Consider the following 19132-nt stretch of genomic DNA (forward strand, 5'->3'; position numbering starts at 1 on the left):
GCGATGAGACGGAGCCGCCTCAGGCGGCCAGCCCGATAGCGGTCTTCTGGAACGGCACGAAGCCCGGCAGGGCCTCGACCCGCCGCAACCACGCGCCGATCTGCGCATAGGGCGTCAGATCGACATTCCCCTCGGGGGCCGAGGCGATATAGCTGTAGAGGGCCACATCGGCAGCGGTCGGGCGATCGAGAACGATCCAGTCGTGTCCGACCAATTCCTGGTCGATTAGTCCGAGAATGGCATGAGCCGCCGCCAAGGTCTGCTCGATGTCATATTTGGCTCCGAAAACCGTGATCAGGCGAGCGGCGGCCGGGCCCATCCGGAGCTGGCCGGCCGCGACCGAGAACCAGCGTTGCACGGCTGCCGCGGCGGCCGGCTCGGTCGGCAGCCAGCTCTCCAGGCCGAGCTTGCGGGCGACATAGACGATGATGGCGAGCGAATCCGGCACGATGACGCCGCCATCGTCGAGAACCGGTACCTGGCCCAGCGTGTTGAGCTTGAGGAAATCCGGCCTCTTGTGTTCGCCGGCCTTCAGGTCGACATCCACCAGTTCATGGGGCACGCCCACCAGCGACAGAAACAAGTGGGCCCGATGGGAATGGCCCGACAGGGGATAGTGATAGAGCTTCATAGGTAACCTCCTCGCCAATGCCGGCGTCGTGGGAGGATTTTGATCATTTCGACTGGGATAGAGAATATGGATTGCATGCAAGACATCATTCCCAATATTGAAATAATCATTCGACCGCGATAGCAGAGGGAAGTTCATGGATCGCTGGCAGGCCATGCGGGTCTTCGTGAAGGTGGCCGAGAGCGGCGGCTTCGCCGAGGCCGCCCGCCGCCTGTTCATGAGCCCGCCCGCAGTCACCCGGTCCGTCGCCTTTCTCGAAGATGCCATTGGCGCGCAGCTTCTGGTGCGCACCACCCGGTCGCTCAAGCTCACGGAGACCGGAGAGCGCTACCTGCATGACTGCCAGCGCATCCTGGCCGACCTTGCCGACGCCGAAGCGGCTGCCGCCGGCTCCTACACCACGCCGACGGGCACGCTGATCGTCACCGCGCCCGTGATGTTCGGGCAGCTCCATATCCTGCCCGTGGTGATGGATTATCTCGGCCGGCATCCGGTCGTCAGCGCGCAGACCCTGTTCCTCGACCGCATCACCAATCTGGTCGAGGAAGGCATGGACGTTGCCATCCGCATCAGCCATTTGCCGGATTCGGAACTGACGGCGATCCGGGTCGGCAGCATGCGGCGGGTGATCTGCGCCTCTCCCGCCTATCTCGCCGAACATGGCGAGCCGCGCAGTCCCGCCGACCTCGCCGGTCACAGCGTCATCGCCAGGATCGGTGCCTGGCCTCGACTGGAATGGCGCTTCGGCCGCGACGAAAAGATCCATGTCGGCATCCAGCCGCGGCTGATGTGCAACCTCAACGAATCGGGGATCTCGGCTGCCATCTCCGGCTGGGGGCTGGTGCGCGTTTTCGCCTATCAGGTCGACACGGCCCTGCGAGAAGGCGCGCTGCGCACCGTGCTGACCGAGTTCGAGGAAGAGCCGGTGCCGATCCATATCGTGCATGCCGGCGGCCGGGCTCCCTCCGCCAAGGTGCGCTCCTTCGTCGATTTCGCCGTGGAACGCCTGCGGGCGAATCCGATCTTCGGCGACCTTGCGCGAGCTCGCCCACTCTCCTAGATAGGAGACGTCGGCCACCCCAGTGAGTGAGAAGCAATGGATCTGAACCTGACCGCAACACCGCTTTGCCTTGTGTCAGGGATCATCCATTCTCATGCCTGCTTCGATTACGCTCTCCAATCTCTCCTGGTCCACGCCTGACGGCCATGCACTGTTCTCCGGGCTCGACCTGAGCGTCGGCCCCGAACGGTCCGGCTTCGTCGGCCGCAACGGCGTCGGCAAGACGACCTTACTCAAACTGATAGCAGGGGATCTCCAGCCCCGTTCCGGCCGTGTCATCGTCCATGGCAGCCTGGGACGCCTGCGTCAGGTCGTCCAAGTCGGACCGGATGAGACTGTCGCCGACCTCTTCGGCGTAACGCAGGCCCTCGCCTTGCTTGCCCGCGCGGAAGCCGGCCTTGCCTCCGCCGAAGATCTCGTCACCGCCGACTGGACCCTGGAGGCCCGTCTCGCCGCGGCCTTCGCCCGGGTCGGCCTGCCGATCGAACCCGATACCCCTCTGACGACATTGTCGGGCGGGCAGCGCACGCGGATCGGCCTGGCGGCGCTGGTCTTCGCCGAGCCGGACTTCCTGCTGCTGGACGAGCCGACCAACAATCTCGACCGCGAGGGCCGAAAGGCCGTCATCGATCTCCTCGCCGGCTGGCGCGGCGGGGCGGTGGTGGTCAGCCACGACCGCGAACTGCTCGAGGCCATGGATGCCATCGTCGAGCTGACCTCGCTCGGCGCCAGCGTCTATGGCGGCAATTGGAGCCAGTACCGGGCACGCAAGGCCCTGGAGCTGGCGGCAGTCCGCCATGATCTGGGCGAGGCCGAGAAGCGGCTTGATGAAGCCGAGCGCAAGGCCCAGATCGCCGCCGAACGCAAGGCACGCAAGGACAGCGCGGGCCGCAAGGCGCGAACCAAGGGCGATGCCCCCCTGCTGCTGCTCGACGCGAAGAAGGAACGCAGCGAAAAGAGCGGAGGCGCGGGAGCCCGCCTGGCCGAACGGCAGCAGTCACAGGCGAGCGAAGCTCTCTACAAGGCGCGCGAACGCCTCGAGATCCTGCAACCCTTGTCGGTGAAACTCGCGTCCACGGGTCTGCCCGCCGACAAGGTGGTCCTGCGCCTCGATGCGCTGCGTTTTGGCTACGAGCCGCTTCGGCCTGTCCTGGACGACCTCCGCTTCACCCTCGCAGGGCCCCAGCGCGTCGCCGTGACCGGTGCGAATGGCAGCGGCAAGACGACACTGCTCGGCCTGGTCACCGGGCGGCTGCAACCCCAGGCCGGCCATGTCTGGGTCCTGCCCGGCTTCGCGCTGCTCGACCAGGAGGTGAGCGTGCTCGACCCGAGCGAGACGATCCGCGACAATTTCAAGCGGCTCAATCCGCGATCGGACGAGAATACCTGCCGTTCGGCCCTGGCCCGCTTCATGTTCCGGGCGGACGCGGCTCTCCAGAAGACCGGCAGCCTCAGCGGCGGGCAGATGCTGCGGGCCGGCCTCGCCTGCGTCCTGGGCGGAGAGAGACCGCCGCCATTGCTGATCCTGGACGAGCCGACCAACCATCTCGACATCGATGCGATCGAGGCGGTGGAAGCAGGCCTGCGCGCCTATGATGGCGCCCTGCTGGTGGTCAGCCATGACGAGAGCTTTCTGGAGGCCATTGGCATCACACGGCGGCTGGAACTGTCTCCGGCAGCTTGACCCCGCTGGGGCCCAGGCCGTAATGTGGGGACATGGGGATGGAGTCCCCCCAAACCGCCGCAAGGCTGATGACTCCTACCAGGTGCTTGGCGCCGGTAGGAGTTCGTTCCAACTCCCGCTTTCGTCGAAGTGCCGCAGCGATCTCCCTGGAGGTATGCCATGCGCCCTTCGCGGCCAGGACGGCCGATCCCGCTTCTCCTCCTGCGCATCTGGCTGATTTTGGCTGTCCTCGGCCTGATCGGCCTTGCCATCGCCTGGCGGCTGGGGCTGATTCCGCCATGAATCACGGAGTGTCGGGATTTCAGATTGGCGGTGGCCTAAACCCAATACCATTCACGCGAGCGCCTTCAAGTTTGCACTACCCCTGTCATTGCCGGGCTTGACCCGTCAATCCAGCCCGGAGCCCGGTCAAGTCGCGGGTTTCTGGATAGCCGGGTCAAGCCCGGCTATGACAAATCGTAGTGGTTCCTTGCTTGGTGATCCGCATTGGGCCTAAGCCCGGCTATCCTCATCAGACCAGCCTATTGCCGCCGAAATCTTCATCTCTCTCTCACCGAATTTTCGGAGCATCCATGTCACCCGTGCTCGCCAACACCATCATGATCGCCATCGGCGGCGCCATCGGCTCCGTCGGCCGCTATTGGATCGGTTTGTGGATGGCGCCCTACAGCGAAAACCTGCCCTGGGCGACCATTCTCATCAACATCGCCGGCTCCTTCGCCATCACCTTCTTCGGCACCCTGACCCTCGCCAATGGCCGGGCGCCCCTGCCCGATCTCTGGCGGCTGTTCTTCATGGTCGGCATCTGCGGCGGTTTCACCACCTTCTCGTCCTTCAGCCTGCAGACCTTCGAACTCTTGCACATGAACATGCCCCTGCGGGCCCTGATCAATATCGGCGTCTCCGTGATGCTCTGCGTCGCGGCGTCCGCCCTCGGCTTCTATGGCGCGGCGACGATCAATGGCACGCAGCAGGTGGCACAGGTACAGGTCGACGAAGAGACGTCCTGACACCGGCCCCCATGGCGGGTGTCATCTCCAACGATTCTTGGCATCAGCCGCCGATCTCGATGTTGGAGACGTCGAAATCCTGGTGGTGGGCAATGGTGGCCGCGCCGATGGCGCACTCCATTTCACCCAGGGTCGAAAGGCGGATCTGCGGCCTGGTCATCCCCGGTACGATGCCGGCACCGACCGCCTGCGACAGCCTGTCGAGATGGGCGGCGAGTACCGGACGCATGGCACCACCGAGCACGATCGTGCTGGGGTTGAAGATGTTGGTCAGGGATGTCAGCCCGATGATGAGATGGTCCGCGAGTTCGTCGATGGCGACACCGGCGTTGCGATCGCCGGCATGGGCGGCGGCGGCCACCATCGCCGGTAGGGCGGAAAGACTGTCGACGCCGAAGCCTTGGCCGGGCCGATAGGAACGGTCGAGCGCGGCAATGTTGACGAAGGTCTCCAGGCAGCCCTCCTGCCCGCAGGAGCAGCGCGGGCCCGCCTCGCGGATGCGGATATGGCCGAACTCGTTGCCCGTTCCGCCGGCCCCGCGGACGAGGCGTCCGTTGACGATGGCCGCCCCGCCGCAGCCGGCCCCGAGCTTGAGATAGACGATGGCATCGGCCTGCAGACCAGGCTGGGTATAGACCTCGCCGAAAGCCGCGGCATGGGCGTTGTTTTCGACGAAGACAGGCGCGCTGAGCACCTGCTCCGCCAGGGCCTTCAAGTTGAGATCCTTCCAGCCCAGCATGGGAAGATGCACGACATAGCCGTCCGAGCGTACCAGGCCGGGCACGGTGATGCCGATCGAGCGCAAGGGCTGCGTCAGGCCGCGAGCATAAGTGGCGATGGCGTCGACTGCTGCCTCCGGGCCGACCGGATGGGCCAGGCGCGCCGTGCGGCTGTCAACCACCCCCAGCGCCAGGTCGATCAGGGCAAAGCGCACCACGCCGACGCCGATCTCGGCGCCGAGAAAGTAGCCTCCGCTCGGGTTGAGGGCGATGTCGACGCCGGGCCGGCCGACGTCCCGGCGCGCATTGTCGTCGCGAGAGGTGCGCCGCTCGACGAGAAGGGAGCTCGCCGTGAGGTTCTCGACCAGATTGGTAATGGTGGCGGGGGTCAGGCCGAGACGCCGGGCAAGTTCGGCCCGAGGCATCGCTCCCTGCAGGCGCAGCTGGGTGAGAATGCGCCGCTCGTTCACATAACGCGCGAAGGTCTGGTCAGCCATGGTGTCGCCTCCGCCCGAATCTCTAGAATGGCTTTGCGATTCGACCGAATCACCTAAAGCAAAGTGCGTTCAAGCGCGAACGCCCATTTGCTCTAACTCTTTGTTCCGACGCGTCTTTGCGATTCTTGGTGATTCCACCAAATCGCAAAACGCTTTAGAGCAAAGCGCGTTTAGACGGAAACACTGGTTTACTCTCACTCTTTAGTTCCAGGCCAATCCTGCGGATCGGCTGAAGCGTCTTTGCCATCCTTGGCGATTCCGCCAAATCGCAAAACGCTCCGGAAACACGAGGACGCTTTGATACAGACAGTAAGAGCAGAAGACGCGTCCGGCTCAAACACGCTTTGCCATGGGCCAAACTATTGAGGACGAACGTTTGCCTGGCTGGAGGCATTTTCCCAAAGCGCCAAAGCACCCCTGCCATGCCCGGGGACGACAGCAGCAAAAGCCTTGCACTTCATATTTGTTTAGATAATAAATAAATTATAGAAAACACAGGAAGCCCTGATGCCGAAGAAGGAAGAGCGCCGCCTCAAGGTCGGCGTGCTGGGCTGTGGCCCGATCGCCCAGGCCGCTCATTTCGAAAGCTGCACCAAGGCGCGCAATGCCGACCTCTACGCCATCTGCGACGTCGCGCCCGACCTCCTGGAGCGCATGGCCTGGACCCATCAGCCCGAGAAGACGTTTTCGGATTACACCGCCATGCTGGCCGATCCCGAACTCGATGCGGTCATCGTGGCGACCTCGGACGCCTTCCACGTACCGGCCTCGATCGCCGCGTTGGAAGCGGGCAAGCACGTGCTCAGCGAAAAGCCTGCCGGCATCGGCGTGGAGGAGGTGGAAACCTTGCGCAGCGCCGTGGCTGCAAGCGGCAAGGTGTTGCAGGTCGGCCATATGAAGCGCTTCGATGCCGGCCTCGAAACCGCCAAGGCCTTCATCGATACGGAAATGGGTGAGATGCTCGCCCTCAAGGCCTGGTATTGCGATTCGACGCACCGTTACCCGATGACGGATGCGGTCCAGCCGCTGATCGTCACCAGCAAGCAGGCGCGCAGGCCGGCCGCCGACCCCAAGGCCGACCTCCAGCGCTATTACATGCTCGCCCATGGCAGCCATCTCGTCGACACCGCCCGTTATTTCGGCGGCGAGATCGTCGAGGTCGAGGCCCGCTTCTCCGAGCGCTTCGGCGCGCGCTGCTGGTTCGTCGACCTTGCCTTCGCCAACGGCACGCTCGGCCATCTCGACCTCACCGTATCAGTGCGCATGGATTGGCACGAAGGCTTCCAGATCTATGGCGAGCATGGCAGCGTGCTCGGCAAGACCTATAACCCCTGGTACTACAAGAGCAGCGACGTCGACATCTTCCATGAAAAGGACGGCGCCACCACCCGCGTCCTCGGCGCGGACGGTCATTTCTATCGCCGCCAGCTCGAGGGCTTCGCCGACGTCATCCTCAAGGGCGCGCCGATGCGCGGCGCCGACATCGAGGACGGCGTCGCTTCCGTCCGGGCGATGATCGCCATCGCCCAATCCGTCCGCGAGGGCCGCGCCGTGCGGCTCGCCGACGTCAAGGGAGAGCTGTGATGCGGCTCGGCATCTTCGCCAAGACCTTCCCCGGCAGCGAACCGGGAACGGTGATGGCCGCCGCCCGCGCGGCGGGCTACGGCGTCGTGCAATACAACATGGCCTGTTCGGGCCTGCCCGCCATGCCGGAGACCATCCCCGACGGCATCGCCGAGGCGGTGCGTACAGCCGCCCTCGACCAGGCTCTCGACGTCGCGGCCATCTCCGCCACCTACAACATGATCCACCCCGATCCGGCCCAGCGCTGGCGCGGCCATGACAGCCTCGAGGTCATCGCCGGCGCAGCCCAACGCATGGGCACCCGCCTCCTGACGCTCTGCACCGGCACGCGCGATCCTGATGACCAGTGGCGTGGCCATCCCGACAACGCCTCGCCGGAAGCCTGGCGCGATCTTGCCGCCAGCCTGGAAACGGCGCTCGACATCGCCGAGCGATACGATGTCGATCTCGGCATCGAGCCTGAACTGGCCAATGTCATCGATTCCGCCGCCAAGGCCCGGGCGATCATCGACGAGATGGCGAGCCCCCGGCTGAAGATCATTCTCGACCCGGCCAATCTCTTCGAGGTCGCTTCGCTTGCCGAACAGCAGCGCCTGGTCTCCGAGGCCATCGACCTCCTGGCCGACCGCATCGTCATGGCCCATGCCAAGGACAGGGACGCGACCGGCGGCTTCACCACGGCCGGCAAGGGCGTGCTCGACTATGACCACTATCTCGCCGGCCTCGCCCGCATCGGCTTCGATGGACCGCTGGTCACCCACGGCCTTGCCGCCGCTGAGGCGGCAGAGGTGGCCGCGTTCCTCGGCCGGAAGCTGGCGGGGATTTCATGACGACAAGCGCCGAACGCCACGCGACATCTCCTTCTCCCCTTGCGGGAGAAGGTGCTGGCAAGCGGATGAGGGGTCTCGCCATGGCCAGCCAGCGTAGCGAAACCCCTCATCCGGCACTTCGTGCCACCTTCTCCCGCAGGTGGAGAAGGGAAGATAAGTCGCGGAGCAGCTGACATGAGCGTCTTCCAGCGCCATGGCCTCCGCCTCGCCGTGCATGACCGCGGCAGCGGCATGCCTGTGGTCTTCCAGCACGGCCTGTGCGGGGATGCCGCCCAGCCGGCCGAGGCCTTTCCCTTCGAGCTGCCGGCCCGCTGCCTCACGCTGGAATGCCGAGGCCATGGTGGCTCCGAAGCCGGCGACCCCGGGCTTCTTTCGATCGCCACCTTCGCCGACGACCTGGCGGGCTGGCTCGACAGCCTGGCGCTCGGCCCCGCCGTCCTCGGCGGCATTTCCATGGGTGCGGCGATCGCCCTGCGCCTCGCCGTCACCAGGCCGGAGCTGGTGCGGGCCCTGGTGCTGGCCCGGCCGGCCTGGATTGCGGAGGCCGCCCCCGCCAATATGGCGCCCAATGCCCAGGTCGGCGCGCTGCTCGCCCGTCACGGTGCCGAGGAAGCACGGGCGCTGTTCGAGGCTTCCGATACGGCGCGCGAACTTGCCACCAGCGCCCCGGACAATCTCGCCTCGCTGCGCGGCTTCTTTACGCGAGAGCCCCAGGCCGTCACCGCGGCCCTGCTCGCCCGCATTTCGGCCGATGGACCCGGCGTCTCCCGCACCGATATCGCTGCCCTGAGGATTCCGACGCTCGTCATCGGCACCGAAGTCGACGCCATCCACCCGCTCGGCCATGCCGAAACGCTCGCCGCGCTCATTCCGGGCGCCCGGCTCGCCCGCATCACCCCCAAGGCGCTGGACAAGCCACGCTACGTCCAGGATTTTCGCGCCACTCTGGCGCAGTTCCTTTCGGAGACCCCCGCATGAAACCCGCTCCCGGCTGGCTCGAGGCCCTGCCTGCCGACCGCCTCCTTGCCGAATTCTCGCTGTGGTCAGCCGACCTCGGCCGCCTGGCCGAGGACATCGCCCGGGTCGAGCGCCATGTCGACATCTTCCATGTCGACGTCGCCGACGGCCATTTCTCGCCGGCCCTGCTCTACTTCCCGGACCTGACCGCGGCGGTGCGCAAGGTGACCGCCAAGCCCATTCACGTCCATCTGATGACGACGGACGACATCCTCCTCGACCAGATCGACCAGTTCGCCGAAGCCGGCGCCGACCTGATCAGCATCCATGCCGAGAACGCCAATGCCGATGCCGCCCTCGCCCGTATCCGCGAGCACGGCCTTGCCACCGGCATGGTGCTGCAGCTCCACACACCGGTCGCGGCGGCCGAACCCTTCCTCGACCGCCTGGATATGCTGACCCTGCTCGGCACCCTGATCGGCATCAAGGGCGTCGGCCTCGACGGAACGGCCCTGGCGCGGCTGCGCGAAGCCCGCAAGCTGATCGCCGACTACCTGAACGATGACTTGGCCGGTCGCCGCATCATCCTTGCCTCCGATGGCGGCAATCGCGAGCACACCGTGCCCAATCTGCGCCTGGCCGGCGCCGAGACCATCGTGATGGGGTCGCTGGCCTTCGGCGCACCGGATCTGGCCGCCCGCATCGCCTGGGTCCACGGCCTCGAGCGGGAGCCCTGACCCATGTATCGGCGCGCCATTGGCATCGATCTCGGCGGCACCCAGGTACGCGCCGCCCTCGTTGATGATACCGGCACCGTGCTCAGGCGCGCCGCGACCCGCACGGATGTCGCCGGCGGCCCCGCCGCCGTGATGGCGCAATTCCGCAACCTCATCGAGGAAGTCACCGACGACAAGAGCCTCGACTCGCTCTCCGGTATCGGCGTCTGCGCTCCGGGGCCGCTCGACAGCCTCACCGGCACCTTCATCCACATCCCGACCCTGCCCGGCTGGGAGAACTTTCCCCTGCGCGACGAACTTGCCGCCGCGCTCGGCCGGCCGGTGGTGCTGGAGGGCGACGCCATCGCCGCCTGCTACGGTGAATGGCGCTTCGGCGCCGGCCGCGGTCTCGACCATCTCCTCTATGTCACCGTCTCCACCGGCATCGGCGGCGGCGTGGTCAGCGACGGCCGTCTCCTGCATGGCAGGCGCGGCATGACGGCTCATGTCGGCCATTTCCGCCTGGCGCAGAAATGCCACTCGGCCGGAGACGAGCCGCGCTGCAGTTGCGGCGCCACCGGCTGCTTCGAGGCTTTCGCCGCCGGCACCGCGCTTGACCGGCGGGCGCGCGAAGCCGCTCTCGCTCATCCCGGGAGCAGCCTTGCCCGCCTGACGGCGCCGACCGCCGGGGACGTTGTCGCAGCCGCGCGCCAGGGCGATGCGACGGCACTCGCGCTCCTCGACGAGGAAGCCACCCTGCTCGGCGAGGGCTTTGTCAGCCTCATCCATCTCTACAGTCCCGAGAAAGTGGTGATGGGCGGCGGTGTCTCGCATGGCTTCGACCTGATGGACGAGACGATCCATCGGGCCATCCGCACCACTGCCCTGCCTGCCTTCCGCGACGTGCCGGTGGTAAAAGCGGCTCTCGGCGACAATGCCGGCCTCGTCGGCGCCGCGGCCCTCCTGATGTTCGGCGAGCGGACCCGGTGATCGCGGACCGCGCCCTGACGCTGGAATAACGCCCGACTCACGGGTTTGGTCAAACACTCCGCCTGCAGATCCTGCATGGGGGATGGGCGATGGCACAGGCCGGTGGAATCGAAGACCGCACGGTGGATCGCAACACGCCGGCATTGGCCTTCTCGGGCGGCGGCTTTCGCGCCACGCTCTATCATTGCGGCGCGCTGATCCGGCTCAACCAGCTCGGCCTGCTCGCCAAGATCAGCCGGGTCTCCAGTGTGTCGGGCGGCTCGATCACCTCGGGCATGCTGGCGGCCGCCTGGAAACAGCTGACCTTCCAGAACGGCGTTGTCACCGATCTCGACGCCAAGGTGATCGCACCGCTGCGTGAATTCTGCACCCGTTCCGTCGATACCAAGGCGGTGGGGCTCGGGACCATCCTGCCCGGCAAGTCCATCGGCGACGTCCTCGCCGACAGCTATGATGATCTCTTCGAGGGCATCAGCCTGCAGGATCTGCCGGACAGCCCGCAATTCGTCTTCAATGCCACCAATCTGCAGACCGGCCGGCTCGTGCGCCTGCAAAAGATCCGGCTGGCCGACTATGCTGTCGGCATCATACCCAAGCCCGACATCCGGCTTGCAGTGGCCGTCGCCGCTTCGAGCGCCTTTCCGCCCGTGCTGTCGCCCGTGGAGATCAAGGTCGACCCTGCGCACTGGGTGAACGCCACCGGCACGAGCCATTTCGGCGATCCCGACTACAACCACAGGCTTTCCCTCACCGATGGCGGCGCGTATGACAATCTCGGGCTGGAGACGGTGGACGATTTCGCCACCGTGATCGTCAGCGATGCCGGTGCCCCCTTCGGCACCGAGGAATCCGCCCATGCCTTCTGGCCCCAGCAGGCCTTGCGCGTCCTCGACATCGCCACCGACCAGGCACGCGGCCTGCGCAAGCGCCTGCTCTTCGCCGAAGCCAAGGCCGCCGGCCGCATCATTGCCTTCAGCGGCATCGACAGCGTCGCCTCGAAATATCCCGCCCCACAGACATTGAAGCCCGACCCCACCGCGGTCGCGCGGCTGGCAAAAATGCGGACCCGCCTCGATCCCTTCGACGAGGAGGAGCAGAGCCGGCTCATCAATTGGGGCTGGCTGATGATGGATGTCGCCCTGCGCAGCTATGTCGCGCCGACCGAGCCGGCTCCGACGGCCTATCCCCTGCCCGGCTTTCCGGTCTAGGGCCATGAAACTCGCCGGCACCGATCCCGACAGGAATTTTGGCCTGGTCTATCGCGACGACGCGCTGGCAGCCGGCCCCGCCACCCATGTGCTGATCATCGGAGTCGGTGCCTATCAGTCGTCGCGCTTCAAGAAGCCGCTGACCTCCACCACCTTCTCGGCACGAGCCCTGGCGGATTGGTTCGTCGGGGACACGCCGGGCTTTCGTAACGAGGCCTGTCCGCTCGGCAGCCTCGCCCTCCTGCTCTCCGAGCCGGCAGCGGGCGGGGATCCCCGCGCCACCTATGCCGATGGACCGGTGCCACGCGCCAGCTTCGCCGCGTCGCGCGAGGCGGTACGGGCCTGGGTGAGGCGCATCAACACGCACAAGGACAATCTCGCCATCCTCTATGTCGCGGGCCATGGCGAGAGCCTGCTCTCCCGCACGGCCTTCCTCCTCGAGGACTATGCCATGGACGATCTCGACGCCACGGCCGGCATGTCCGAAGTCGAGCAGTTCATGTCCGCCCTGGAGAACGCCAAAGCCGTCTCCCAGCTTCTGCTGTTCGACTGCTGCCGCTCGGCGACGAATCTCGCTTTGCCCTGGAACGAGCCGTTCGGAAGCAAGTTGATTGCCCTGACCCGCGAAAACAGGGGACATGACGAGCCGAGCAAGCAATGGGTGATCGCCGCCACCGCGCTCGGAGAAGTCGCGGGAGGCCGCGTCAACAACACCACTTTGTTTGCCGATGCGCTGCTGAGCGCACTCGGCGGTGTCGCCGGCGATCCGGCCGAAGAGGACTGGCCGGTGCGCCCCGGCCCGCTGGTGGACAGCATCAGCCGCCTGCTCGAGCTGCACCGCCTGCCGGACGAGAAACCGCAGACGCCCGGTGGGCGCATCTCCGGTACTTTCGAGATCAGCTTCGCCGGCGAGCGGGCGGAAATCCCGGTCTATATCTCGATGGCCGAACCCGAGAACTGGCCCGAGAGCGATTTCACCGTCACCGCCGTCCCCGGCGGCGAGACGGCCTTCGAGGGCGCAACCGGAAAGCCGCCCTTCCAGCTCCTGAAATATCCCGAAGCCACCGCCATCAACGTCTCCGCCCGTCGTTTCGGCGCGGATATCGGCGGGGCCAAGGGCAAGGCGCGGGCGCCAGCCGTCTTCCTGGAAATCAGGCACAGTGCGACGCCGCCTCCCGCCGTAGTGGAAAAACTCGACCCGGGACGCAGCGCCGGCCCGGCCGCACGGCTGCTCATCAGCCTTTCCGGCCCCGTGGCGATCGCAGCCGGTGCCGTGGCCGAGGTTGCCGGGGCGAACGAGGCGAAGAAGAGCCCCAAACAGGTTGTCGTCGCCATCGGCGGCGCCACGCCCGTGGATGTCGGGCCTGGCGAACATGTCGTCACCTTGCGTACGCCCGATGGCCGGGTGGAGATCCAGAACGTCACGGTGGCCAAGGACGAGGTGCTGGAAGTGCGCTTCGCCATGCCGGCTTCGCCACATGAATGGCTCGGCCTGGCGACGGCGACCGGTGCCGTCCCGCCGTCTCCTCCCCCTGATCCGTCGCCTCCCGCTCCGGCGCCGGGCCTGGAAAGCTTGCGGCCGCGTCCATCGGCTGACGTCGACAGCTCGGCACCGCCCCTTTGGCAGCCCGGTTTTCCTCGGCCCGCCCCTCCGCCGGTGATACCCGTAATTGCCACCATCGCCGGCCATGTCGATTATGCGCTCGGCCTGCATGCGCTTAACGATCCCCGCCTCGCCGCAGCCATAGACAATGACGACGGGCGGCTCGCGCAGGTTGGCCTGGCCGACGCCGCGGCCCATCGCTTCGCGCCGTTCGAAAGTAGCACCGACGATCGCCCGGTCTTCGTCGCGATCGAAGCCGGCCCGCGCCGCAATCTCGCCGTGGTGCCAAGCATCGCGGGGCGCTGGCGCCCCTATGTCCTCGTCGACAGGCAGGCGCCGTGCGAAAAAAGCATGGTCACCATCATCGCCGAAAACTCCATCTGGAGCGGCCTGATCGGCTTCCTGGCGGCGCGCGACGCCGAGGCCGGCAGCAGGCTCCTGGCCGGCGGGCTCCAGCAGGCCGTGATCGACGCGATGCAGGACAAGCTCGCCGATCCGATCGCGGCGCTGGCGGCCGCGCTGATCGCCGTCTCGGCCTCGTCGCCCGACTTCGAACGCCGCTGGGACCCCTGGCTCTTCAATCTCGCCAACTGGTTTCCGCTCATCCCGGACGGCCCGATCATCCTTGGCCGCCGCCTGTTGATGCGGGCCAGCACCGCCAAGCAGTTCGAACAGGCCAAGGCCCGGTTCCTGGAGGGTTTTTCGCGCGGCGCACCGCTCTATTCGCTGTCAGCGGACTGGCTGGCCCGCGGGCTCGAAAGCCTGCCGGATGAAAAGGCACTCGAAGCGCCGCGCCGCGCAGCCCGCGCCTTCGCCAACCGCATCGACTCGACCCAGGCCTTCACCGTGATCCGCCTCGGCGATTGAAGGAGACTGCCATGCCGGTTTTCAGGCTCGCCATGCATCCGGCCTCCGAGGGCGATGCGCTGATGCTGAGCTGGGGCGAGGAAGACGCCCTCCATCGCGCCCTCGTCGATCTCGGCCGCACCAAGAATTATCGGGTGCTGAAGCCGCTGCTGCAGGCGATCGGCAGCTTCGAGCTCTTCGCCATCAGCCACATCGACGCCGACCACATCGAAGGCGCCGTGCCGCTGTTCGGGGAAACGGCGCTCCCCTGCACGGCGCGCAATGTCTGGTTCAACGCCCATGCCCAGCTCATCGCGGCCAGGGACCGGCTCGGCGACCGTGAAACCATGGGCGCCGGCCAGGCCGAGAAGGTCACGGCCGGCATCGTCGCCAGCCATTGGCCCTGGAACAGCCAGTTCGCCTCCGGCATCGTTTCCACGGACAGTCCGGAGGCGCGCGAAGCCCTGCCGCTCACCGGAGGGCTGAAGCTCACCCTGCTCTCTCCGACGGACCGCAAGCTCACGGACTTGCTGCCGGTCTGGGACAATGAACTGGCCAAGGCGCATCTGCGCACGGTGGACGAGGACCTGGTCGAGCAGGCCCTTGCCGATGGTCGCGAGATTCTCGGCGGCCTCAATGTCGATGCCCTGGCTTCGCGCGCCTTCGAACGCGATGGCACCAAGCCCAATGGCACCAGCATCGTGTTCATCGCCGAATTCGACGGAAGGCGCGTGCTGATGGCGGCGGACTCCCATTCCGATGTCATCGAGGCCGCGCTCGAGCGCCTCGGCCATAGTCCGGAGAACCCCTTGGCGCTCGACTGCCTCAAGGTTTCCCATCACGGCAGTAAGGCCAACACCTCGCCGGCCCTGCTGCGCCTGATCGACTGTACCTGCTTTGCCTTCTCGACCGATGGCAGCCGCCACGGCCACCCGGATGCCGAGACCATCGCCCGCATTCTCAAGAACGATCCCCAGCGCCGGAAGAAACTGGTGTTCAACTTCCGCCAGCCCAGCACGGAGCAATGGGACGACGAGGAATTGAAGAGACGCTGGCACTATGATTGCCTGTTTCCCGAAGCGGGCAAGGAAGGCATCGAGTTCGAGCTGTAAGGGCAAGAGTCGCGATTTGGCGGAGACATCGGTTGCGTCATCGGCGACACGCCCAGCCGGGTATCTCGCAACTGTGTGAATGCCGGCGAGCCATTCTGCCTTGCTTTGAAGCTGGACTTCGGCACCCGGCCGATTCACAATCGACCCAATCCATCGAGTAGCGGGATTAGTCGGTTCGCGTGGTCCTTCGGATGGCAACGCGCCCGAAATAGGTTTTCAGCAAGGAGTTTCATCCATGGATTACGTCAAGCTCGGCTCGACGGGCCTCGAAGTGTCACGCCTGTGCCTTGGCTGCATGACCTATGGCGATCCCAATCGCGGCAATCACGCCTGGACCTTGCCCGAGGAACAGAGCCGCCCCCTGATCCGCCAGGCCATCGAGGCCGGCGTGAATTTTCTCGATACCGCCAATACCTATTCGGACGGGACCTCCGAGGAAATCGTCGGCCGGGCCATCAGGGAGTTTTCGCGGCGCGAGGAGATCGTGCTGGCGACCAAGATCTTCTTCCGCACCCGTCCCGGCCCCAATGGCGAGGGCCTGTCGCGCCGCGCCATCCTGGCCGAGATCGACAACAGCCTCCGGCGTCTCGGCACCGACTATGTCGACCTTTACCAGATCCATCGCTGGGATGCGTCGACCCCCATCGAGGAAACGCTGGAGGCCCTGCATGACGTGGTGAAGGCCGGCAAGGCCCGCTATATCGGCGCCTCCTCCATGCATGCCTGGCAGTTCACCAAGGCGCTCTACACCTCCCGGCTGCATGGCTGGACCGAATTCGTCAGCATGCAGGACCATCTCAACCTGCTCTACCGGGAAGAGGAGCGCGAGATGCTGCCGCTCTGTCGCGACCAGGGCATCGCCGTGCTGCCCTGGAGCCCACTCGCCCGCGGCCGACTGACGCGCGACTGGAACGAGAGCAGCGAGCGCCAGCAGAGCGACAATGTCGGCACGGCGCTCTATGACGCGACCCAGGAAGCCGACCGCAGGGTCATCGAGGCCGTGGCCGCCATCGCCAAGGCGCGCGGCGTGCCGCGGGCACAGGTGGCTCTCGCCTGGGTGGCGCAGAAAAGCGGCGTGACCGCTCCGATCGTCGGCGCCTCCAAGCCGCATCATCTGAACGATGCCATCGCGGCACTCGATCTGAAATTGACAGGCGAAGAGATCGCTGCGCTCGAAGCCCCTTATGTCCCGCATGCGATCGCCGGCTTTCAGTGAGACCGATGGTTGCGCTTCGCTGACCAGACCTTAGATGAAGGATGGTGCCCCAGCGGCTGCATCCTTCATCCGGCGATCCGCCTCCCCTGGAATCGGACCGCCCCTCCGTTTTCATCCCTCCCTTCCCTTCGACGACTTCAGGAAAGAATCCCATGAGTCCGACCATCCGCTTCAATGACGGCAAGGAAATTCCCCAGCTCGGCTTCGGCGTCTGGCAGGTGCCGAACGAGGGCGCGAACGCCGCGGTGACGGCGGCGATCGAGGCGGGCTACCGCTCGATCGACACCGCTGCCATCTATGGCAACGAAGAAGGCGTGGGCGATGCGCTCGCCGCATCCAGCGTTCCGGTCAAGGACATCTTCGTCACCACCAAGCTGTGGAACGGAGACCAGGGCTATGACACGGCCCTGCGGGCCTTCGAGGCCAGCCTGAAGAAACTGCGCCTGGAGACGATCGATCTCTATCTCATCCACTGGCCGGTGCCTTCGCGCGATCTTTATGTCGAAAGCTGGAAGGCCCTGATCAAGCTGCGCGAGGAGGGGCTCGTCGCCTCCATCGGCGTCTCCAATTTCCAGATCGCCCATCTCGAGCGCCTGAAGGCGGAGACCGGCGTGGTACCGGCGATCAACCAGGTCGAACTGCATCCACGCTTCCAGCAGAAGGCCCTGCGCGCCTATCACGCCAAGGAAGGCATCGCGACGGAGGCCTGGAGCCCGCTTGGCCAGGGCACGCTGCTCTCCGATCCCACGCTGACGGCCATCGCCGAGAAGTACGGCAAGAGCACCGCCCAGGTGATCCTGCGCTGGCATCTCGACATCGGCAATGTCGTCATCCCCAAATCGGTGACGCCGGCCCGCATCGTCGAGAACTTCCAGGTCTTCGATTTCAAGCTGGCGCCGGAGGACATCGCCGCCATCGAGAAGCTCGACGATCCCAAGGGCAAGATCGGCCCGGATCCCGACACCTTCGCGATGGTGTGAGGGCGGGTTTGGGACGATAGTTGCGCTTGCATGAAAGAGCGCAGGATATGCAGGGTGTCAGCCTCCTGGCTGACATCCCGTTTGCCAGCAGGGGCTGCGTTTCCAAGATGTCAGCCAGGAGGCTGACACTCCAACCGCCCCGACTCTGCAGGAAATTTTCTCCTATCTGAAGAAGCGGTTTTCCGGCCGCGGCAGGCCGAGATTCTCGCGCAGCGTCCGCCCCTCATATTCGCGCCGGAACAGGCCGCGCTCCTGCAAGATCGGCACGACCTTGTCGACGAAGTCGTCGAGGCCGCCGGGCAGATAGGGGAACATCACGTTGAAACCGTCGGAACCCTCGCTTTCAAGCCATTCCGCCATTTCATCGGCAATGCTTGCGGGCGTGCCCACGAAAGCGAGGCCCGCATAACCGCCCAGGCGCTGGGCGAGCTGGCGCACCGTGAGGCCCTCGCTTTCGGCCAGTTGCAGTACCCGTTCGCGACCGCTCTTGCTGGCATTGGTCTCGGGAATGGGCGGCAGCCGGCCGTCGGGATCAAAGCCCGAGACGTCATGGCCGAGCGCGATGGAGAGCGAAGCGATGGCACTGTCGTAGTGCACGAGGCTGTCGAGCCTGGCGCGCTTGGCCTTGGCTTCCTCCACGCTGTCGCCGACCACCACGAAGGCGGCCGGCAGGATCTTCATATGGTCCCTGTCGCGGCCAAGCCTGGCCATCCTGCCCTTGACGTCGGCATAGAAGCGGCGTCCCTCGGCGAGGTGGGGCGGCGCGGTGAACACCGCCTCCGCCGTTTCGGCCGCTAGCTGGCGTCCGGGCTCGGAAGAGCCCGCCTGCACGATCACCGGCCAGCCCTGCACCGGACGAGCGATGTTCAGCGGGCCGCGCACGGAGAGGTACTCGCTTTTGTGGCCAAGCACATGCAGCTTGTCCGGGTCGAAATAAAGGCCGCTTTCGACGTCGCGGATGAAGGCGTCGTCGGCCCAGCTGTCCCAAAGACCGGTGACAACGTCATAGAACTCCCGCGCCCGGCGGTAGCGCTCGTCGTGTCCCATGTGATCGTCGAGGCCGAAATTGAGGGCCGCATCGGGATTGGACGTGGTGACGATATTCCAGCCCGCCCGGCCGCCGCTGAGATGATCGAGCGAGGCAAAGCGGCGGGCGACATGGTAGGGCGCATCGAAGGTGGTGGAGGCGGTGGCGACCAGGCCGATATGCTCGGTGACGGCCGACAGGGCCGACAGCAGGGTAAAGGGCTCGAACGACGTCACCGTATGGCTGCGCTTGAGCGCCTCCACCGGCATGTTGAGCACGGCGAGATGGTCGGCCATGAAGAAAGCGTCGAAGCGGGCGCTTTCGAGGCGCTGGGCCAGGTGCTTGAGATGGGCGAAGTTGAAATTGGCGTCGGGCCAGGCGCCCGGATAGCGCCAAGCTCCGGTATGAATGCTCGCCGGGCGCATGAAGGCGCCGAGCCGCAATTGGCGGGCCATGAAGATC

17 protein-coding genes and 1 riboswitch are annotated in these 19132 nt (G+C 65.9%); of the genes, 14 read left to right on the plus strand and 3 right to left on the minus strand.

Annotation, left to right across the window (positions count from 1 at the left end; genetic code table 11):
• Window positions 1–19: 19 nt before the first annotated feature.
• Window positions 20–631 (minus strand): glutathione S-transferase family protein, encoded by a 612-nt coding sequence (locus tag ABXS05_RS31695; protein ID WP_367626664.1) that lies wholly within the window; start codon window positions 629–631, stop codon window positions 20–22.
• Between the two features lie 136 nt (window positions 632–767).
• On the opposite strand from ABXS05_RS31695, the gene ABXS05_RS31700 reads away from it, so the two are divergent.
• The 4 genes from ABXS05_RS31700 (at window position 768) to crcB (ending at window position 4385) form a co-directional block, all read left to right on the plus strand.
• Entirely contained in the window at window positions 768–1691 is a 924-nt protein-coding gene (locus ABXS05_RS31700; protein WP_311934610.1) for a LysR family transcriptional regulator, read from the plus strand.
• Between the two features lie 94 nt (window positions 1692–1785).
• Window positions 1786–3375 (plus strand): ABC-F family ATP-binding cassette domain-containing protein, encoded by a 1590-nt coding sequence (locus tag ABXS05_RS31705; protein ID WP_367626665.1) that lies wholly within the window; start codon window positions 1786–1788, stop codon window positions 3373–3375.
• A 25-nt stretch (window positions 3376–3400) separates the two neighbouring features.
• A riboswitch (Fluoride riboswitch) is annotated at window positions 3401–3460 on the plus strand.
• A 74-nt stretch (window positions 3461–3534) separates the two neighbouring features.
• Entirely contained in the window at window positions 3535–3657 is a 123-nt protein-coding gene (locus ABXS05_RS31710) for a hypothetical protein (RefSeq protein ID WP_311934608.1), read from the plus strand.
• Between the two features lie 290 nt (window positions 3658–3947).
• A complete protein-coding gene (crcB, locus tag ABXS05_RS31715; RefSeq protein ID WP_367626666.1) occupies window positions 3948–4385 on the plus strand; it encodes a fluoride efflux transporter CrcB in 438 nt (145 codons plus the stop codon).
• Between the two features lie 43 nt (window positions 4386–4428).
• Here crcB and ABXS05_RS31720 read toward each other — a convergent pair whose 3' ends face one another.
• Entirely contained in the window at window positions 4429–5601 is a 1173-nt protein-coding gene (locus ABXS05_RS31720) for an ROK family protein (RefSeq protein ID WP_367626667.1), read from the minus strand.
• 507 nt (window positions 5602–6108) lie between these two features.
• On the opposite strand from ABXS05_RS31720, the gene ABXS05_RS31725 reads away from it, so the two are divergent.
• The 10 genes from ABXS05_RS31725 to ABXS05_RS31770 all read left to right on the plus strand — a co-directional run bounded on the left by ABXS05_RS31725 (window position 6109) and on the right by ABXS05_RS31770 (window position 17643).
• Complete coding sequence (locus ABXS05_RS31725) at window positions 6109–7185, plus strand: Gfo/Idh/MocA family protein (RefSeq protein ID WP_311934605.1); 1077 nt, start codon at window positions 6109–6111, stop codon at window positions 7183–7185.
• Entirely contained in the window at window positions 7185–8015 is an 831-nt protein-coding gene (locus tag ABXS05_RS31730; protein WP_367626668.1) for a sugar phosphate isomerase/epimerase family protein, read from the plus strand. Before ABXS05_RS31725 ends, ABXS05_RS31730 begins: the two co-directional genes overlap by 1 nt.
• Window positions 8016–8189: 174 nt before the next feature.
• Entirely contained in the window at window positions 8190–8993 is an 804-nt protein-coding gene (locus ABXS05_RS31735) for an alpha/beta fold hydrolase (RefSeq protein WP_367626669.1), read from the plus strand.
• Window positions 8990–9709, plus strand: coding sequence for a ribulose-phosphate 3-epimerase (locus tag ABXS05_RS31740; RefSeq protein WP_367626670.1), 720 nt, complete (start codon window positions 8990–8992; stop codon window positions 9707–9709). Before ABXS05_RS31735 ends, ABXS05_RS31740 begins: the two co-directional genes overlap by 4 nt.
• Window positions 9710–9712: 3 nt before the next feature.
• Window positions 9713–10678: an ROK family protein gene (locus ABXS05_RS31745; RefSeq protein ID WP_367626671.1), complete on the plus strand. Its 966-nt coding sequence runs from the start codon at window positions 9713–9715 to the stop codon at window positions 10676–10678.
• Between the two features lie 89 nt (window positions 10679–10767).
• The gene (locus ABXS05_RS31750) at window positions 10768–11886 is read left to right on the plus strand and encodes a patatin-like phospholipase family protein (RefSeq protein ID WP_367626672.1); all 1119 of its coding nucleotides are present in this window, start codon (window positions 10768–10770) and stop codon (window positions 11884–11886) included.
• A gap of 4 nt (window positions 11887–11890) precedes the next feature.
• Window positions 11891–14356 carry a caspase family protein gene (locus ABXS05_RS31755; protein ID WP_367626673.1) on the plus strand — a complete coding sequence of 822 codons (2466 nt, stop codon included), beginning with the start codon at window positions 11891–11893 and terminating at the stop codon, window positions 14354–14356.
• Between the two features lie 11 nt (window positions 14357–14367).
• Window positions 14368–15447 (plus strand): ComEC/Rec2 family competence protein, encoded by a 1080-nt coding sequence (locus ABXS05_RS31760; protein ID WP_367626674.1) that lies wholly within the window; start codon window positions 14368–14370, stop codon window positions 15445–15447.
• 235 nt (window positions 15448–15682) lie between these two features.
• A complete protein-coding gene (locus tag ABXS05_RS31765) occupies window positions 15683–16663 on the plus strand; it encodes an aldo/keto reductase (RefSeq protein ID WP_311934597.1) in 981 nt (326 codons plus the stop codon).
• Window positions 16664–16815: 152 nt separating this feature from the next.
• A complete protein-coding gene (locus tag ABXS05_RS31770; protein ID WP_311934596.1) occupies window positions 16816–17643 on the plus strand; it encodes an aldo/keto reductase in 828 nt (275 codons plus the stop codon).
• A gap of 162 nt (window positions 17644–17805) precedes the next feature.
• On the opposite strand, the gene ABXS05_RS31775 is transcribed toward ABXS05_RS31770, so the two are convergent.
• Window positions 17806–19125 carry an LLM class flavin-dependent oxidoreductase gene (locus ABXS05_RS31775; RefSeq protein WP_367626675.1) on the minus strand — a complete coding sequence of 440 codons (1320 nt, stop codon included), beginning with the start codon at window positions 19123–19125 and terminating at the stop codon, window positions 17806–17808.
• Between the last annotated feature and the right edge of the window lie 7 nt (window positions 19126–19132).

This window comes from Labrys neptuniae, assembly GCF_040797145.1.
GTDB lineage: Bacteria > Pseudomonadota > Alphaproteobacteria > Rhizobiales > Labraceae > Labrys > Labrys neptuniae.

Excerpts from the sequence above, each read along its gene's own strand:
- ABXS05_RS31695 (WP_367626664.1), bottom strand. The coding sequence starts at position 631 with ATGAAGCTCTATCACTATCCCCTGTCGGGCCATTCCCATCGGGCCCAC.
- ABXS05_RS31700 (WP_311934610.1), top strand. The coding sequence starts at position 768 with ATGGATCGCTGGCAGGCCATGCGGGTCTTCGTGAAGGTGGCCGAGAGC.
- ABXS05_RS31705 (WP_367626665.1), top strand. The coding sequence starts at position 1,786 with ATGCCTGCTTCGATTACGCTCTCCAATCTCTCCTGGTCCACGCCTGAC.
- ABXS05_RS31710 (WP_311934608.1), top strand. The coding sequence starts at position 3,535 with ATGCGCCCTTCGCGGCCAGGACGGCCGATCCCGCTTCTCCTCCTGCGC.
- crcB (WP_367626666.1), top strand. The coding sequence starts at position 3,948 with ATGTCACCCGTGCTCGCCAACACCATCATGATCGCCATCGGCGGCGCC.
- ABXS05_RS31720 (WP_367626667.1), bottom strand. The coding sequence starts at position 5,601 with ATGGCTGACCAGACCTTCGCGCGTTATGTGAACGAGCGGCGCATTCTC.
- ABXS05_RS31725 (WP_311934605.1), top strand. The coding sequence starts at position 6,109 with ATGCCGAAGAAGGAAGAGCGCCGCCTCAAGGTCGGCGTGCTGGGCTGT.
- ABXS05_RS31730 (WP_367626668.1), top strand. The coding sequence starts at position 7,185 with ATGCGGCTCGGCATCTTCGCCAAGACCTTCCCCGGCAGCGAACCGGGA.
- ABXS05_RS31735 (WP_367626669.1), top strand. The coding sequence starts at position 8,190 with ATGAGCGTCTTCCAGCGCCATGGCCTCCGCCTCGCCGTGCATGACCGC.
- ABXS05_RS31740 (WP_367626670.1), top strand. The coding sequence starts at position 8,990 with ATGAAACCCGCTCCCGGCTGGCTCGAGGCCCTGCCTGCCGACCGCCTC.
- ABXS05_RS31745 (WP_367626671.1), top strand. The coding sequence starts at position 9,713 with ATGTATCGGCGCGCCATTGGCATCGATCTCGGCGGCACCCAGGTACGC.
- ABXS05_RS31750 (WP_367626672.1), top strand. The coding sequence starts at position 10,768 with ATGGCACAGGCCGGTGGAATCGAAGACCGCACGGTGGATCGCAACACG.
- ABXS05_RS31755 (WP_367626673.1), top strand. The coding sequence starts at position 11,891 with ATGAAACTCGCCGGCACCGATCCCGACAGGAATTTTGGCCTGGTCTAT.
- ABXS05_RS31760 (WP_367626674.1), top strand. The coding sequence starts at position 14,368 with ATGCCGGTTTTCAGGCTCGCCATGCATCCGGCCTCCGAGGGCGATGCG.
- ABXS05_RS31765 (WP_311934597.1), top strand. The coding sequence starts at position 15,683 with ATGGATTACGTCAAGCTCGGCTCGACGGGCCTCGAAGTGTCACGCCTG.
- ABXS05_RS31770 (WP_311934596.1), top strand. The coding sequence starts at position 16,816 with ATGAGTCCGACCATCCGCTTCAATGACGGCAAGGAAATTCCCCAGCTC.
- ABXS05_RS31775 (WP_367626675.1), bottom strand. The coding sequence starts at position 19,125 with ATGGCCCGCCAATTGCGGCTCGGCGCCTTCATGCGCCCGGCGAGCATT.